Source organism: Salipiger mangrovisoli, from assembly GCF_015223355.1.
GTDB lineage: Bacteria > Pseudomonadota > Alphaproteobacteria > Rhodobacterales > Rhodobacteraceae > Salipiger > Salipiger mangrovisoli.
Map to the genome: position 1 here is coordinate 110548 of NZ_JADFFK010000006.1, position 16993 is coordinate 127540.

A 16993-nucleotide genomic window follows, 5' to 3' on the forward strand; every position below is an offset into this window, starting at 1 on the left:
TAAGAAAAGGGAAACGGGGGCGACCGTAAGGTCGCCCTTTCGGCATGCAAGAGGGACGGAGCAACATGAGCGCGAGCGTTTTCGATCACCCCTGGCTGGGCGGGCTGTTCGGCGATCCGGAGATGGCGGAGATCTGGTCGGCCGAGCGGCAGATGGCGCATATGCTCGCCTTCGAAGCGGCCTGGAGCCGGGCGCTCGGGGCCTGCGGCCGGGTGGATGCCGAGATCGCCGAGGCGGCGGCAGCTGCAATTGCCGCGGCCAGGATCGATCTCGGGGACATCCGCGCGGGCATGGCGCAGGACGGCGTGCCGGTGCCTCGGCTGGTCAAGCAGCTTCAGGCCATCGTTGGTCCGGAAGCGGTGGCAGCCGTGCACAAGGGCGCAACCTCGCAGGACGTGGTGGACAGCGCCTTGGTGCTGACACTGAAAGAGACGACGGGTCTGCTGGCATTTCGGATCACCGAGCTCGAATCCGCGCTGATCGATCTGGACGCGCGGCAGGGCGAGGCACCGCTGATGGGCCGCACGCGGATGCAGGCGGCGACCGAGATCACCGTTTCGGACCGGCTGCGGCCCTGGCACCAGCCGCTGGCGGCGCACCTGGAACGCCTGGCGGAGATCGCGCGCCACGTCGAGCGGGTGCAGGTTGGCGGTGCCTCGGGAGACCGCAAGGCGCTTGGCGCCGACGCGCAGGAGATCACCGACCAAGTGGCAGAGTCGCTTGGCCTTGCCAGCACCGGCAGCGCCTGGCACGCCAAGCGCGATGCAGTGGCGGAATACGCCGGTCTGCTGTCGCTGATCACCGGGACGCTCGGCAAGATCGGGCAGGACATCTGCCTCATGGCGCAGCAGGGTCTCGACGAGATCAAGCTCTCGGGCGGCGGCGGGTCGTCCGCCATGCCGCACAAGCAGAACCCGGTGGGCGCCGAGCTGCTGGTCACGCTGGCACGGTTCAACGCTGTGCAGCTTTCGGGCATGCACCAGGCGCTGATCCACGAGCAGGAACGCTCGGGCGCGGCCTGGGCGCTGGAATGGATGCTTCTGCCACAGATGGCGCAGGCGACGGCGCGGGCGCTCTCGACGGCGCAGGGGCTTGTCGGCAACATCGCCCGCATCGGTGCGCCGGGCTGAGTGGCGGGCGTGCCGGTCCTCCTGTAACTGGGGTGCGAGCAGTTCGCCCTCCAGACCCAGTTACAGGACCCTTCCATGACCCAAGACGTCGCCCGGATTATCGCTTCGGACCGTTTCAAGCGCGCGCAGGAGGACCTGGCGCAGGGCCATGACCGCTTCGTGGGCGAGATCATCGAGCTGACCGAGATCCCGGCGCCGCCCTTCAAGGAAGAGGTTCGCGCCGCTGCCTATGCCGAGAAATTCCGCGCGCTGGGGCTGGAAGAGGTCGAGCGCGACGGCATCGGAAACGTGCTTGGCCTGCGCCGCGGGCGCGGCAACGGGCAGGTCATCGTCGTCGCGGCGCATCTGGACACGGTCTTCCCCGAGGGGACCGATGTGACCGTGCGCCGTGAGGGCTCCAAGCTCTTCGCGCCGGGCGTCGGCGATGACACGCGCGGGCTGGCGGCGCTGCTCGCCTTCATCCGGGCGCTGGATGCGGCGGGGATCGAGACCGAGCAGGACATCCTTTTCGTCGGCGACGTGGGCGAGGAGGGCAAGGGCGACCTGCGCGGCATCCGCCACCTCTTCGAAGAGGGCGGCTACCGCGAGAAGATCGCGGGCTTCTTCACCATCGACGGGCTGGAGGTCGGCGAAATCACCACGGGCGCGGTCGGATCGCTGCGCTACCGGGTGAGCTTCCGCGGGCCGGGCGGGCATTCGCTGAATGCCTTCGGCACGGTCAACCCGGCCTATGCGCTGGGGTCTCTCATGGCAGGCATGGCGCGGATCGAGGTGCCGGCGGAGCCGCGCACGACCTTCTGCGCTTCGGTCATCGGCGGCGGCAGCTCGATCAACGCCATCCCCGAGGAGGTCTGGCTTGAGGTTGATCTGCGCTCGGAGGATGCGGGCGAATTGGCGAAGCTGGATGCCGCGTTGCACGGGCTGGTCGAGGACGCCGTGGCTGCCGAGAACGCCCGCGGCGATACGGCCAATGGCGCGGTCCGAGCCGAGATCACACGCATCGGCAACCGCCCGGCGGGGCGGACCGCGACCGAGAGCCCCATCGTGCAGGCGGCCTTCGCGGCGCTTCCGGCCTTCGGCTTCACGCCCTCGACAGCAAGCAGTTCGACCGATGCCAACATTCCCATGAGCCTTGGCGTGCCGGCGATCTGCCTCGGCTCCGGCGGCACCGGCGGGCGGGCGCACAGCCTCGAGGAATGGATCGACGTTGAGCCGGAGCTTTCGTTGCGCGGGCTCTATGCCGGGCTGGCGACGATCCTCGGGACGGTGGGGATGGTCGAGGGCTGAGGCGCAGGTCTCATACATAAAAAGGACCGCGCCGGTGGGCGACGCGGTCCTTGCAGGGGGCAGGGGAGGTAGGTCAGCCGAAGGTCAGCTGCACCTTCACTGCCTTGCCCCGATCCATTGCCAGCTCGACGGCCTTCTGGGCGTCATCCACCGGCATCGAATGGGTGACGATCGGCGCGAGGTTCATCGAACGCGAATTGATCAGCTCGACCGACTGGCCGAACTCGGCGTCGAAACGGTGCGTGCCGCAGAGGTTGATCTCCTTCGAGACCAGCATGTTGAAGGGCACCGGCGTGTCGCCCATCACGCCGACCTGCACGATGGTGCCGAGCGGGCGGGTGCAGGCGATGGCCGAGCGGATCGCGGGACCGGCGGCGGAGCATTCGAAGCAAAGGTCGAACTGACCCTTCTCGGCCTCGTATTCAGCAAGCTCTGCGCCGTTGGTGGCGACATTGATCGTACGGGTGGCGCCGACCTGCTTCGCGACTTCCAGCGTTGCGTCCTGCAGGTCGGTGACGACGATCTCCGAAGCGCCGTGATGCTTGGCCAGCGCCACGCAGAGCGCGCCGATCGGGCCGGCCCCGGTGACGAGGACGCGCTTGCCGGTCAGCGGACCCGCGACCTGCACCGCGCGGGTCACGGCGCGGCAGCAGACGGCGAGCGGCTCGGCCAGCGCGGCCTCGGCCATCGGCACGCCCTCGGCGATCTTGTAGCACTGGCCCGCCCCGATCGCGACGCGGTCACGGAAGAAGCCCTGCTCGTGCGGCAGGAACATCGCCGAGCCCTTGAAGCGCATGGTCATGCAGTGCTGGTGATCCCCCGCGGTGCAGAACTTGCAGGTGCCGCAGGGGTGCGAGGGGTTCACCGCCACCACGTCGCCCTCGGCAACGCCGGTCACGCCCGCGCCGACCGCCACCACGGTGCCCGCCGCCTCGTGGCCGATGATGATCGGCTCGCGGACGCGGATCGTGCCGATGCCGCCGTCGGCGTAGTAGTGGATGTCCGAGCCGCAGATGCCGCCCGCGCCGATCGCGACCACGACCTCTCCCGCCGCGGCGGTGGGCTCTTCGATGGTCTCGACGCGCAGGTCTTTCTGTCCGTGCAGCCGTGCGATGCGGTTGGTCATGGGTCTGGTCCTAGTTCGACAGGAAGGAGGGCAGCCAGGTGCTGAAGAACGGCACGTAGGAGACGAGCAGCAGCACGAGGATGTTGGTGAGGATGAAGGGCATGATCGCACGGGTGACTTGCCACAGCGTGACCCGCCCGATGCCGGCGCAGATGAACAGGCACACGCCGACCGGCGGGGTGGTGAGGCCGATCATCAGGTTGAGCACCGCGAAGACCGCGAAGTGCAGCGGATCGACGCCCACGCCGGTCGCCAGCGCCAGCAGCGGCACGAAGAGGATGATCAGCGCGGCGATGGTCTCCATGAACATGCCGACAAACAGCAGCACGAGGTTGATCAGCAGGATCACCAGGAACTTGTTGTCGGTGATGCTGAGCACCGAGTCTGCGATCATCTGGGGGATGCGCTCGGCGACGAGGATCCAGCCGAAGACGTTGGCGAGGCCGACCAGCACGAGGATCGCGGCGGCCGAGACGGCGCTGTCGATCAGGATTTTCGGCACGTCGCGGATCTTCAGCCCGCGGTAGACGAAGGCACCGACGACGAAGGCGTAGATCGAGGCGACGATGGCGGTCTCGGTCGGGGTGGCAAAGCCGGTGAGCAACCCGCCGACGATGAGCGCGGTCATGGCCACGGCCCAGAAGGCGCCGAGGAAGGCCTTCCAGAGCTCACCCAGCCCCTGCCATTCCTGGCGCGGGTAGTTGTGCTTCTTGGCGAGGATCCAGGCGGTGATCATCATCGCCACGCCCATCATGATGCCGGGGATCGCGCCCGCGATGAACATCTTGCCGACCGAGATGCCCGAGAGCGTGCCGACGATGATCATCGGCACCGAGGGCGGGATGATCGGCCCGACGGTCGAGGAGGCGGCGGTGATCGCGGCGGAGAAGTCGGCGGGGTAGCCCGCCTTCTTCATGCCGGGGATCATCATGCCGCCGATCGAGGCGGCGTCGGCCGCGGCGGTGCCCGAGATACCGCCGAACAGCATCGAGGCGGCGACGTTGGTGAGGCCAAGGCCGCCACGCATCCAGCCGACCAGCGCCTGCGCCAGCCGAACGATGCGCCCGGTGATGCCGCCGGCGTTCATCAGGTTGCCGGCGAGGATGAAGCCGGGGATGCAGAGCAGCACGAAGCTGTCCATGCCGGCGTACATCTTCTGCGGGATGACGACGAGCGGCATGCCCTTGAAGAGGATGTAGGCCATCGACGAGACGCCGAGGGTGATTGCCACCGGCAGGCCGATGATCAGGCCGCCGAGGAAGCAGCCCAGCAGAATGGTCAGCTCCATCTCAGAGCTCCTCTTCGGGTTTTTCGGGAAGGCCGGTGTCGCGGCGGGTCAGCATTCCGGCCACGCGCAGTCCGGCAAACAGGCTCAGGGCAAGCAGCGCGACCAGCACCGAGGCGTGGATGTAATCCATCCGGACGCCCAGCGAGGGCGCGGTCTGCCGCGCGCCGATCGACACGTAGAGCCAGGTCGCCTTGATCAGCATCAGGCCGAAGCCGAGCGTGATCACGGCCGACACGAGACGCAGGATCCACGGCAGTCGTCCGGGCAGCGCCTCGCAGACGATGTCGACGTTCACCAGATCGCCCGAGCGGTAGGCCAGGCCGACGCCGAAGGCGGCGAGGTAGAGCAGGGCGAAGCGGGTGAGCTCTTCGGTCCAGACCACCGAGGTGATCACGCCGGAGCGGCCCAGAAGCTGGATGATGACGGCGATGATGATGGCGGCAAAGCTGAGCCCCGTCGCGATACGGGCGATGGCGGTCAGGACCGTGACGAGCTTTTGCATGGAACGGCTCTTCGGTGAAATTGCGGGAAGGGCCGGACCCGAGTGGGGGGTCCGGCCCGGGAGTGCGGGCCCTGAAGAAGGGAGGAGGGGCCCGCGGGTCGGCTTACTTGTCGAAGAGGGCTTCGACGTCGGGCCGGATCTCGTCGGAGACCGAGTTCAGCACGGCTTCCTTGGCGGCGGCGGCAAAGGCGGCGTTGTCGACATCGACAAACTCCACGCCGAGTTCTTCGAGCTGGGTCACCAGCTTCTCTTCGTCGGCGAGGAAGAGTTCACGCTCGTAGGCCTGCGCGCGCGCGGCGGCTTCCATGACGTTGGCCTGATCCTCTTCCGAGAGTTGGTCCCACGCCATTTCCGAAATGGTCAGGTAGATCCAGGACCGCACGTGGTCGGTCTTGTTGATGTACTTCTGCACCTCGTTGAAGTTTGCCGACTTGATCAGCGCGAGCGGGTTTTCCTGCGCGTCGATGGTGCCGTTCTGCAGCGAGGTGAACACTTCGGAGAAGGCCATCGGGGTCGGGTTCGCGCCAAGCGCCTTCCAGACGTTGAGGAAGAGCGGCACGTTCGGCACGCGCATCTTCAGGCCGTTCAGATCGTCCGGCGAGGTGATCGGGCGGTTCGAGGTCAGCTCGCGCGGGCCGCGGGCGAAATAGGCGATCGGACGGATGCCCACCTTCTCGATGATCTGCGCCTCGATACGGTCGCCAAGTTCGCCACTGGCGGCGGCGTCCATGTCCTCGAGCGAGGTGTAGGCGTAGGGCATCGCGAGCAGCGCGGCCATCGGCGCCCAGTTCTGAAGGGACTCGCCGGTGATGGTCATGTCGGCGGTGCCGAGCTGCATGCCGTTGATGACGTCGACTTCCTTGCCGAGCGTCTCGTTCGGGTAAATCTCGACCTCGATGCGGCCGTCGGTCAGCGTGGCCAGTTCCTCGGCGAACTTTACCGAGGCCTTGTGCCAGGTGTTGTCCTCATTGGCGAGGTGGCCGAGCTTCAGCGTCATGTCGGCAGCCATGGCCGAGGCGCTGAGCGCGACGGTGGCGATGCCGGAGAGCATCAGGGTCTTGAGGGTCTTCGCAACGATCATGGTGTTCCTCCCTTTCAGGGTCGCTTGGGGAAGATGCCGCATACGCACTCACGCGGCATCGGGGTCGAAATAGTCGGGGAAGGCCTCGCGGATGGCCGGCAGGTCCGAAAGGATCATCTGCAGGTGGCCGCGCATGGCCTTTTCAGCGGCAGCCGGGTCGCCCGCGTCGATGGCGTCAACGACGGCGGTGTGCTGGGCGATGAGGTGTTCGAGCGGGAAATGCGCCGAGGTCATCTGGCGCACCCGGTCCATCTGGCTCTTCATGCCGACGATCACCGCCCAGGCATTGGGGCGGCCGGCGCCCTTGGCGAGGGTGTGGTGGAACTCGTCGTCGAGCGGCACGAAGGCGGCGGGGTGCTGATCGACGAGCCGCGCCTGCGCGGCGATCTGTCTGCGCAGATCTTCGACCAGCCCGGCGGGCCGCATGGTGGCGCAGGCCTTCGCGATGTCGGCCTCGACCGCCTCGCGGACGAAGCGCGCGTCGAGCACGGCGCCGACGGAAATCTTGCGCACGAAGGAGCCGCGCTGCGGGCGGATCTCCAGCAGGCCTTCCTCGGCGAGCTTGATGAAGGCTTCACGGACGGGCTGGCGGGAGACGCCGAACTTGGCGCCGATCTCCGCCTCGGAGAGCCGGGTGCCGGGTTCGAGATGGTTTCGGATGATCGATTGGCGCAGGGCGCGGATCAGCTGCGGCCCGACGGGCGCCGACTGGTCGACCGGCTCGATCTGGATTGTCTCGATTCCCATGGCTCTCCTCCGTAGCGGCAAACTGCTCCATACTTCCATACTAGTCAACATTAGAATCCGCTGCTATTAATCACGTGACCACCGAGGAGCGGGATTCCGTCCCGCGCAGCAGACAAAAAGGGAGGGTTCCGATGCGTCAGACCTGGCGTTGGTTCGGTCCGAAAGACCGCGTGAGCATCGACGACATGATGCAGGCAGGCGTCGAGGGCGTCGTATCCGCGTTGCACCACGTGCCGACCGGCACGGTCTGGACCCCCGAGGAGATCGCGCAGCGCCAGCGCGAGATCGCCACCCGCAAGGACGGCCGCCCTTCGCCGCTGGTCTGGGACGTGGTCGAATCGCTGCCCGTCTCCGAGGACATCAAGAAGCAGAAGGGCGACTGGAAGGCGCATATCGAGACCTGGAAGACCTCGATGCGCCACCTCTCCGAGGCCGGGCTCGAAACCATCTGCTACAACTTCATGCCGGTCTTGGACTGGACCCGCACCGATCTGGCATGGGAACGGCCGAGCGGCGCGCGCTGCATGCGTTTCGACCTGATCGACTTCGCCGCCTTCGACATCCACATCCTGCAACGCGCCGGGGCCGCCGAGAGCTTCCCCGACGCGGTGGTCGCCGAGGCCGCCGAGCGCTTCGCCAAGATGGATGACGCGCGCAAGGAGCAGCTGGCCGGCAACGTCGTCTTCGGCCTGCCGGGTGCGGCCGAGAAGTTCAGCCTTGCCGATGTGAAGCTGCACCTCGCCGAGTATGACAGCATCTCGGAGGGACAGCTTCAGCAGCACATGATCGACTTCCTGTCGGAAGTGACACCGCTGGCCGAGGACCTGGGGGTGCGGCTCTGCTGCCACCCGGACGATCCGCCCTTCCCGCTGCTCGGCCTGCCGCGCATCATGTCGACCGAGGCGCATTACCGGAAAATCCTCGATGCCGTGGACCTGCGCGCCAACGGCGTGACGCTCTGCACCGGCTCGCTCGGCGCGCGTCCCGACAACAACCCGGTCGAGATCTTCAAGGCCCTGGCCGACCGCGTGCACTTCCTGCACCTGCGCAACGTCAGCATCGAGGGCACCGAGGTGATGAACTCGCTCTACGAGGACGAGCATCTTTCGGGCCACACCGACATGGTCGCCATGGTTGCCGCCGTGGTCGCCGAGGAACGCCGCCGTAAGGGCGAGGGCCGGGCCGACTGGTCGATCCCCTTCCGCCCCGACCACGGGCAGGACATCCTCGACGACATCGGCCGCGAGGCGCAGCCGGGCTACCCGGCGATCGGCCGTCTCAAGGGTCTGGCGGAACTGCGTGGCCTCTACCGTGCCTTCGAGCACGAGCTCGTGGCGGGCAAGGCATGAGGCTGACGTCACTTGATCAGGTGCCCGAGGCGCTGCGCCCGGGCTATGATCCGCAGGCGCATGGGGTGGGCATCGTCCACCTCGGCCTTGGCGCCTTCCACAAGGCGCATCAGGCGGCGCTGACCGATCTGGCGCTGGCCGCCGCGGGCGGGGACTGGCGCATTCTCGGCGTCTCGCTTCGCTCGCCGAAGGCCTCGGACGAGCTGCACCCGCAGAACGGCCTTTTCACGCTGATCGCCAAGGGTGCCGAGGGCACCGAGGCGCGGGTGATCGGCGCCATCGCCGATGCCATCTGTTCGGCGGGCAACCCCGAGCCGGCGCTCGCCGCCATGGCCGCCGAGGGCACGAAGATCGTCTCGCTGACGGTGACCGAAAAGGCCTACGGCCTCGACCGCGCAGCCCATGGCTGCGACCCGGCGCATCCTGCCGTGGCCGCGGATCTCGCGAATCCGGCTGCTCCGCAGGGTGTTCTCGGCCTGTTGACGGAGGCGCTGCGCCGCCGCCGCGCCGCGGGTCTTGCGCCCTTCACCGTGCTTTGCTGCGACAACCTGCCGGAAAACGGTGTTCTCCTGCGCGGTGCCGTGGTGGATTTCGCCCGCCGGATCGACCCCGCGCTTTCCGAGTGGATTGCCGCCGAGGTCGCCTTCCCCTCGACCATGGTCGACCGCATCACCCCGGCCGCCACGCCCGCCACGCTGGCCGAGGCGCAGGCGCTGATCGGCTGCGAGGACCTTGCCGCGATCGAGACCGAGAGCTTCTGCCAGTGGGTGATCGAGGACAATTTCCCGCAGGGCCGACCGGCCTGGGAAAAGGCCGGGGCGATCTTCACCGACAACGTCACCGCCTTCGAGATGATGAAGCTGCGGATGCTCAACGGCAGCCATTCGATGCTGGCCTACGTCGGCTTCCACGCGGGCGCGACCTATGTGCGCGACGTGATGGGCTGCGCGCCGCTGGCCAGGCTGGTGCGCCGCCACCTGACTGCTGCCGCGGCAACCCTGCCGGAAATTCCCGGCATCGAGCCCGCCGCCTATGCCGTGGCGCTGGCCCGGCGCTTCGAGAACCCCGAGATCGCGCATGAAACCTTCCAGATCGCCATGGACGGCTCGGAGAAGATGCCGCAGCGGGTTTTCTCGGCGGTTGCGGATGCGCGGGCGAAGGGCATCGACTGCCGCGCCTTCACCTTTGCCACCGCCGCTTGGGCGCGGCATCTCAGCGGCGCCACCCATGATTGCGCCGCCTACGAGCTGCGCGATCCTCGGGCTGGAGAGCTGCGTGCTCTGGCCCAAGGTCGTGAGGCGGATGAGATCGTCGCCGCCTTGCGGAAAACCGCCTTCGTCCCAGCGGCGCTGGCGGCGGATGACGCCTATTGGGACGAGGTGACCAAACTCTTGGCGGAAATGCTTTTCGAGCCCATGCGCGACGTGATCGCGCGCGAAGCCGCCGTCTGAGCGCCGCATTCGCTGCCCGCCAGAGAGGCGGGCAGCCGCGCAATCTGCTGTTTGCGCCAACAGGGTGTCGGGATTTACTGTCCCGTCGCAAATGTCGCTGTAATATCGGCCTGGGAGGACACCATGCCATACACCGACTTTGCACGCGGGTCCCGGCCCCTGATCACCCCCCGGAGGCAATCCGAGGAACAGGCCGAAATCACCCGTCTTGAGAACGAGTTGCGCGCATTTGTGGCCATCGCCCTGCAGCACGGAATGCGCGACTATTGCGAGATTCGCCATCCCGACCTGACGCGCGAGCTGGAAGAGGGGCTTGAACGTGCGCGCCACCGCGCCGAGGTGAAATACGCCTATGTCATGGAGCGGCTGGCGCGCGTTCCGGGGCTGATGGCCTCGACCGGCGAGACCGGCGAGCGCACCTATTACCGCAACAGCGACGAGAACGTCGCCTATATCGAGCACTCGCTCTGGAGCAAGCGCTTCATCCTCAGCGGCATCTGGGTGGTGCCGGCCCATCGCGGCAAGGGAATCGCGCATCGCATCCTGCGCCAGCTGGTCGAGGCCGCGGATGAGGCCGAACTCGGCATCGAGCTGCACCACGAACCCTTCGGAGAAGAGGGGCTCGACAAGCCCGCGCTCGAAGCTTTCTACAGCCGCCATGGTTTCCAGCATCACGAGTTGACTCCGGGCGCGATGTTCCGGATTCCCCGCTCGCCGCTGGACCGCCACGGAAGCTCCTGAGGCGCGGCGCCCCCCTTTCTTCTAGGCAGAAATATCCCGGGGGTCCGGGGGCAGAGCCCCCGGTCCCGCGCCGCGTGGGCTGTATGGACCCCGCTTTCGTGACGGCGCTATAAGCGGCGGCGGGACAGACGGGGTCAGGGGGCGGTCATGGGCAGCTTGAACGGGGCGATCGGGCAGTGATATCCCGCAATCTCAGGCATCTGCGCATTTTCCTTGCGGTGGCGGACGAGGCATCGGTCACCGGGGCGGCCGAGCGCTTCAAGGTGTCGCAGCCGGCGGTGACGCAGATGCTGGGCAAGCTCGAGGACCAGGCCGGCGGAGCGCTGTTTGACCGGACCAGCCGCGGCTTCGTTCTCAATGAGCGCGGCGCGGTGCTGGCGGCGCGCCTTGGCCGGGCCTTTGCGCAGCTTGATGCGGCGCTGGGGGTGGTCTCGCCGCGGCTGTGCGGGCTGGTGACGAGCGCACAGCTGCAGGCGCTGATCGCGGTCCATGACACCGGCAGTTTCACCCGCGCGGCGCGCGCACTCGGCCGTGCACAGCCCACGGTTCATCGCGCCGTCAGCCAACTCGAGCAGGAGGTCGGCGGCCTGCTTTTCGAGCGCAGCGCCCACGGGCTGATTCCAAGCCGGGTGTGCGGCGCCCTAGTGCCGCGCGCCCGGCTGGCGCTGAGCGAGCTCGACCAGGCGGACATGGAACTGGGTGAAATCGATGGCGCCGAGACGGGGCGCATCGTCATTGGAACCTTGCCGCTGTCGCGCTCGGTGCTGCTGCCTCGGGCGCTCGCGGCCTTCCGCCGGACGCGGCCGAGGATAAGGATCACCGTGCTCGACGGCACCCATGACATGCTGCTCGCCGGGCTGCGCCGCGGCGACGTGGACATCATGCTCGGATCGCTGCGCAACCAGACACCGGCGCCCGACGTCCGGCAGGAGGCGCTGTTCGAGGATCGTTTCGCGATCGTCGCGCGGCCGGGCCATCCGCTGGCCGGCAAGGGGCAGCTCTGCGCCGAGCAGCTTCAGGGCTACCCGTGGATCGTGCCGGGGCCGGGAACCCAGCTAAGACACCAGTTCGAGGCGCTTTTCCTTCGGCGAAACCTGTCGCTGCCCGACAGTCTCATCGAAGCCGGTTTCATTCTGCTTATACGTGAATACCTCGATCTGAGCGATGCGCTGGCCTTCACGTCCGGGCGTCAGGTGGCGCCCGAGATCGACCGCAGGTCGCTGATTCAGCTTCCCCTCGCGGAAACACTGCCGCTCCGCGAGATCGGGCTGACGCTGCGCGAGGGCTGGCTTCCGACCCGTGCGCAGCAGCTGATGCTCGACTGCCTGCGCGGCGCAGCGCAGGGGTTGCCCGCGGTATAGCCAAAAATTATGCCGAAATGCGCCGAATCTATTGGAACCTGCCGAGCGAAGATTGCAGACCGGATCCCGCACATGGCCTGCCGTGCGGGTGGGCGTGATCTCGGGAGGATTTCCATGCGCTCTGTGATTTTCGCGGCCGCCCTCGGCCTCGCTGCGACCGCTGCCTATGCAGAGGATTTCAAGTTCGCCAGCTTCTTCGCGCCGACCCACCCCTATATCGACGGCGCGTTCGATCCCTTCGCCGAGATGGTCTCGGAGAAATCGGGCGGCGCGCTGACCGTCACCATCTACAACGGTGGCGAACTGGGGCCGGGTCCGGCCGAGCAGTACAGCCGTGTTCTCGACGGCGTGGCAGAGCTGGCGGTTTCGCTGCCGGGCTACACCGCCTCGACCTTCCCGCTGACGCTGGTGGCGGAACTGCCGGGCGTGCTCGATACCGAGACCGGCACTGCCGACATCTGGAACAACATCGAGCTCTTCCAGCCCGAGTACCGCCGCGCCATCCTGGTGAGCCTGTGGTCCTCGGCACCGAACCAGCTCTATACCCGCGACAAGGCCGTGCGCAGCCCGGCCGACATCAAGGGCATGAAGATCCGCGTGCCGTCGCGCAATACCGGCCTGCTGGTCGAAGCCTGGGGCGCAACCCCGGTGTCGATGCCGGTGAGCGAGATCTACAACGCCATGCAAACCGGCGTGATCGACGGCGCGATGATCGACACCACCGCCACCCGCGCCTTCCGCCTTGGCGAAGTGGCGAACTACCTGACCATCGGCATGGACACGACGAACTCGCCCTTCTTCATCCTTGCCAACCGTGATGCCTTCAACGGCCTCGGCGATGCCGAGCAGAAGGCCCTGCTGGACGCGGGCAAGGAGGCCTCGGTGCTGGGCAACGAGGTGCAGCTGGCAGTGGCCGCGGGCGGCGTCGAGGCCTTCGCCGAGATCGAGGGCCGCGAAGTCATCGAGCTGACCGCCGAGGAGGCCGCTGCCTTCAACGCGCTGTCCGCGCCGGTCACCGAGAAGGTCGTCGCCGAGACCGGGGGCAACGCCCAGGCCATCGTCGACGCGCTGGCCCACTGATCGGCATGATGCGCCGCGCAACCAATGCCCTGTCGGTCGCGACCGACAGGGCCACCGCCCTTCTGGCCGTTGTCGGGGGTGTTGCCCTGCTCGCCCTGGTGGTGCTGATCTTTATCGGCGTGGTGCTGCGCTACGCCTTCGGTTTGCCGATCCTCGGCTCGAACGAGATCATCCAGCTTGCCGCCGTGGCGCTGGTGATGTCCGCGCTGCCCTATTGCACGCAGCTCAATGGCCATGTGAGCGTCGATGTCTTCGATCGCCTGCTGGGTCGCTTCGGGCGGATGGCAGGCGATGTGATCGCGCGGCTCCTGTCGGGCTTCGCGCTCGGCGTGCTCAGCCACCGCGCCTACTACAAGGCACTGGATGCCGCCGAATTCGGCGACACCACCAACATGCTCGGCCTGCCGCTCTGGCCGTTTTACGGGATTCTCGCCCTTGGCTGCGGCTTCTGTGTCTTGGTCTTTGCGCTGCAAATCCTGAAGGTCCTCGTGCTCGGAGAAGAACAATGAGTGAAGTCTCCGCCGGGCTGCTCGGCATTGCCGCGCTCTTCCTTCTGATGATCCTGCGTACGCCGGTGGCCTTTGCCATGCTGCTGGTCGGCTTCTTCGGCTACTGGGGCCTGTCGGGCTTTCGCGGCGCCAGCGCCATGCTGCTGACCGAGAGCTACTCGGCGGTCTCCTCCTACTCGCTGATCGTCGTGCCGATGTTCGTGCTGCTGGGCAACATCGCCTCGGCCGCGGGCTATTCGCGCGGGCTTTATGATGCCGCCTATGCCTGGGTCGGGCGCTTCCGGGGCGGGCTCGCCTCGGCCTCGGTGATCGGCTGCGCTGCCTTCTCGGCGGTCTCTGGCTCGTCCGTTGCCACGGCGGTGACGCTGGGCAAGGTGGCCCTGCCGCAGATGAAGCGGCTTGGCTATGCCGACAGCCTCGCCACCGGGGCGGTCGCCGCGGGCGGCACGCTCGGCTTCCTGATCCCGCCCTCCACCGGCTTCGTGCTCTACGCGATCCTTACCGAGGAATCGATCGGGCGACTGTTCATGGCGGGCATCCTGCCGGGCGTCCTGCTCTGCGCGCTCTTCATCGGGGTGATCTGGCTGCAGGCGACGCTGCGCCCCGAGGACGGTCCGCAGGGCGAGAAGATCGGCTGGGCCGAGAAGTTCCGCATCTCGTCCGAGGCCTGGCCGCTGTTCGGCGTCATCCTCGTGTCGATCGGCGGCATCTACCTGGGTGTCTTCACCCCGGTCGAGGCCTCGGGCATCGGTGCGGGTCTGGTCATCCTGCTGGCGCTGGTGCAGCGCCGGATGGGCTGGGCGGGCTTCAAGGAAGCGGTGCTCGACACGCTGAAGACCAGCGCCATGCTCTACATGGTCGTGATCGGTGCCAACGTGCTGAATCCCTTCCTTGCCATCACCCATATCCCCGCGACGCTGGGCGCACAGCTCGAGACGCTGGGCCTGGGGGCCTATGGCACGCTGATCGTGATCCTGCTTGGCTATGTGGTGCTGGGCATGTTCATGGACGGGCTCTCGATGCTGGTCATCACCATCCCCATCGTCTTCCCGGTGATCACCGGCTTCGGCTTCGATCCGATCTGGTTCGGCGTGGTGGCGGTGATCGTCATCGAGATGGGCATGATCACCCCGCCGGTGGGGATGAATGTCTTCGTGGTGCGCGGCGTGGCCGGTCCGGGCGTGCCCCTGACCACCGTGTTCAGCGGCGTGACGCCCTTCCTGATCGCGATGATCGTCGGGCTGGTGCTGATCATCCTCTTCCCGCAGATCGCCACGTTGATCCCGAACACGATGTTCGATTAAAGCGATACAGCACAGAGATACAGAGCCGGGTCACCGGCCATGCACGAGGGACGTGCAAGGGGAAGGCCCCGTCGAGAGATCGGCGGGGCCTTGTTCCGTCCTGCTCATATTGCGTCACGCAGCTGGCAAAATGGCGAATCGTCGCTGGTGAAGTTGGGATTCTGCGGAAATCCGGTGCCGCCGAAATGACACCCGCAATGGTTTCTTTGGCCCACGCGTGCAGGAAGTGGCGCGGATCGGGGCAGGGGCGGCGGTTTGCTGCCAAGAATTCGGCCAAGATTGGTCCTCAGCCTTGTGCCCCGGACTTTCATCGGCGTTGCAGCCGTGGTCATGCTGAAAGTTTTCGTGTAATAGGATTCGGGTAGTGAAGATTTATCCTGCGCGCAAGCTATAGATTTTACGTCAATATTTTCTGGGGACCCGAATTTTCGCGGGTCCTGACCGGAGGTGCTTTTCTTATGCGAATTGGAACGGAGAATCCGATGAACATTGTTATCCTTGGTTGCGGAGGCTTTATCGGCAGCCACTTGCTTGATCGCCTGCTCACCACCACCGATCACAAGATCATCGGATGGGACCCGGAGAGCTCGAAAATTCGGAAGCATCTCGACAATCCGAATTTCACGCTCCACCAGAGGTACGTCGACGATCCCGAGACCCAGCAGGATCTTCGGAACGCCGTGGCCGAAGGTGACGTGGTGATCAACCTTGCCGCGATCTGCAACCCGTCCGAGTACAACACCAACCCGATCAGCGTGATCAAATCCAACCTGTTCGACGTTTACCCGATCGTCGAGCTTTGCGTGGAATACAAGCGCTGGTTGATCAGCTTCTCGACCAGCGAGTGCTACGGCCGCACGCTGTCGAGCTATGTTGGGGACACCTCCTACGAGAACCCCGATCTCTACGAACTGAAGGAAGACGAAACGCCGCTGATCATGGGGCCGATCGTCAACCAGCGCTGGACCTACGCCTGCGCCAAGCAGATGGTCGAGCGCCTCGTCTATGCGCACCACAAGGAAGACGGCCTGCCGTTCACCGTGGTGCGTCCGCTGAACTTCTTCGGTCCGCGCATGGACTACATTCCCCAGCGCGACGGCGATGGCGTTCCCCGCGTGCTGGCTTGCTTCATGGGCGCGCTGCTCAACGGCGATCCGATGAAGCTGGTCGATGGCGGCAAGGCGCGCCGCACCATCGTCTCGATCTACGAGGCGGTCGATGCGATCTGCCGCATGCTCGACAACCCCGAGAAGGCCAACGGCCACGCCTTCAACATCGGCAACCGCAACAACGAAGTCACCATGGCCGAACTGGCGGACATGATGCGCAAGACCTATGCCAAGATCACCGGCGACGCCTCTTACGAGGATTACCCGATCATCGAGGTCAGCGCGGAAGAGTTCTATGGCGAAGGCTATGAGGACTGCGACCGCCGGATGCCCGATGTCTCCAAGGCCAAGGACCTGCTTGGCTGGGAGCCGAAGATCGCCCTGGAAGACGTTCTGCTCGACACGATGACCTACTTCCACAACGAGTACGCCGGCACGATGAAGCCCGCGCAAGTGGCCGAATAAGCCGCGTTACCTTCCCGGTATTTCCTCCCTGCCGCGTCCCTCCCTGGGCGCGGCAATCATTTTGAGGGGGCGTCACCCCGCCAATTCGCGCGCGAAGGGGGCAAGATCACCGGCGCGGGAGGTGCCATTCAAATTGGAGGTCGCACCTCGATTTCCGGTTTTATATTCAAATTTCCGTATCTCATTTTTCAAGCCTTCATAGGCGCTTCTGAATTCGGGCGCGCAAGCGGCCCGAATGTTGCCAGGCGCGAGCCGGCCAGCGCGCAACGCGGGCAAGGTGCTGTGAAGGATTTTCCAGGAAATTGGCTTGGCGTGGCCGAATTGGGTGGATGTCTCACGCCCGTCGGCACCGCGCCGGTCGCGATGCCACAAAGGCAAATAACACATGCGAAATACCCTATTTGACACCGGGGGCATCGGTTGGCGGCCGAGAGCCGGTTGATCGAGACCGCGCTCCGGCGCC

The 16993-nt window shown here is 66.2% G+C and carries 16 protein-coding genes; 10 read left to right on the forward strand and 6 right to left on the reverse strand.

Translation table 11 applies throughout. From position 1 onward, the window contains the following. Positions 1-65: 65 nt before the first annotated feature. The gene (locus IQ782_RS09600) at positions 66-1130 is read left to right on the forward strand and encodes a 3-carboxy-cis,cis-muconate cycloisomerase (RefSeq protein WP_194134413.1); all 1065 of its coding nucleotides are present in this window, start codon (positions 66-68) and stop codon (positions 1128-1130) included. A gap of 75 nt (positions 1131-1205) precedes the next feature. After that, the gene (locus tag IQ782_RS09605; RefSeq protein WP_194134414.1) at positions 1206-2417 is read left to right on the forward strand and encodes a M20/M25/M40 family metallo-hydrolase; all 1212 of its coding nucleotides are present in this window, start codon (positions 1206-1208) and stop codon (positions 2415-2417) included. Positions 2418-2490: 73 nt separating this feature from the next. On the opposite strand, the gene IQ782_RS09610 is transcribed toward IQ782_RS09605, so the two are convergent. The 5 genes from IQ782_RS09610 to IQ782_RS09630 form a co-directional block, all read right to left on the reverse strand. Beyond that, complete coding sequence (locus IQ782_RS09610) at positions 2491-3543, reverse strand: L-idonate 5-dehydrogenase (RefSeq protein ID WP_194134415.1); 1053 nt, start codon at positions 3541-3543, stop codon at positions 2491-2493. A 10-nt stretch (positions 3544-3553) separates the two neighbouring features. Next, a complete protein-coding gene (locus tag IQ782_RS09615; RefSeq protein ID WP_194134416.1) occupies positions 3554-4831 on the reverse strand; it encodes a TRAP transporter large permease in 1278 nt (425 codons plus the stop codon). Position 4832: 1 nt separating this feature from the next. Continuing rightward, positions 4833-5333 (reverse strand): TRAP transporter small permease, encoded by a 501-nt coding sequence (locus IQ782_RS09620; RefSeq protein WP_194134417.1) that lies wholly within the window; start codon positions 5331-5333, stop codon positions 4833-4835. A 103-nt stretch (positions 5334-5436) separates the two neighbouring features. Then, positions 5437-6414: a TRAP transporter substrate-binding protein gene (locus IQ782_RS09625; RefSeq protein WP_194134418.1), complete on the reverse strand. Its 978-nt coding sequence runs from the start codon at positions 6412-6414 to the stop codon at positions 5437-5439. A gap of 48 nt (positions 6415-6462) precedes the next feature. Then, on the reverse strand, positions 6463-7161 hold the full coding sequence (locus IQ782_RS09630) for a GntR family transcriptional regulator (protein ID WP_194134419.1): 699 nt from the start codon (positions 7159-7161) through the stop codon (positions 6463-6465). A gap of 131 nt (positions 7162-7292) precedes the next feature. Between IQ782_RS09630 and uxuA the strand changes: the two genes are divergently transcribed. The 8 genes from uxuA (at position 7293) to IQ782_RS09670 (ending at position 16530) form a co-directional block, all read left to right on the forward strand. Continuing rightward, positions 7293-8510, forward strand: a complete 1218-nt coding sequence (gene uxuA, locus IQ782_RS09635; protein WP_194134420.1) for a mannonate dehydratase — start codon at positions 7293-7295, stop codon at positions 8508-8510. Continuing rightward, entirely contained in the window at positions 8507-9961 is a 1455-nt protein-coding gene (locus tag IQ782_RS09640; RefSeq protein WP_194134421.1) for a mannitol dehydrogenase family protein, read from the forward strand. Before uxuA ends, IQ782_RS09640 begins: the two co-directional genes overlap by 4 nt. Before the next feature lie 123 nt (positions 9962-10084). Then, on the forward strand, positions 10085-10702 hold the full coding sequence (locus tag IQ782_RS09645) for a GNAT family N-acetyltransferase (protein ID WP_194134422.1): 618 nt from the start codon (positions 10085-10087) through the stop codon (positions 10700-10702). Positions 10703-10878: 176 nt separating this feature from the next. Next, a complete protein-coding gene (locus IQ782_RS09650) occupies positions 10879-12063 on the forward strand; it encodes a LysR family transcriptional regulator (RefSeq protein ID WP_194134423.1) in 1185 nt (394 codons plus the stop codon). A gap of 114 nt (positions 12064-12177) precedes the next feature. Then, a complete protein-coding gene (locus tag IQ782_RS09655; RefSeq protein ID WP_194134424.1) occupies positions 12178-13143 on the forward strand; it encodes a TRAP transporter substrate-binding protein in 966 nt (321 codons plus the stop codon). Positions 13144-13151: 8 nt separating this feature from the next. Next, positions 13152-13652, forward strand: a complete 501-nt coding sequence (locus tag IQ782_RS09660) for a TRAP transporter small permease (protein ID WP_240989204.1) — start codon at positions 13152-13154, stop codon at positions 13650-13652. After that, positions 13649-14956 (forward strand): TRAP transporter large permease, encoded by a 1308-nt coding sequence (locus IQ782_RS09665; protein WP_194134426.1) that lies wholly within the window; start codon positions 13649-13651, stop codon positions 14954-14956. The genes IQ782_RS09660 and IQ782_RS09665 overlap by 4 nt, the downstream gene beginning before the upstream one ends. Before the next feature lie 482 nt (positions 14957-15438). Continuing rightward, positions 15439-16530 carry an NAD-dependent epimerase/dehydratase family protein gene (locus tag IQ782_RS09670; RefSeq protein ID WP_194134427.1) on the forward strand — a complete coding sequence of 364 codons (1092 nt, stop codon included), beginning with the start codon at positions 15439-15441 and terminating at the stop codon, positions 16528-16530. 72 nt (positions 16531-16602) lie between these two features. On the opposite strand, the gene IQ782_RS09675 is transcribed toward IQ782_RS09670, so the two are convergent. Then, positions 16603-16917 carry a hypothetical protein gene (locus IQ782_RS09675; protein WP_194134428.1) on the reverse strand — a complete coding sequence of 105 codons (315 nt, stop codon included), beginning with the start codon at positions 16915-16917 and terminating at the stop codon, positions 16603-16605. Positions 16918-16993: the final 76 nt, after the last annotated feature.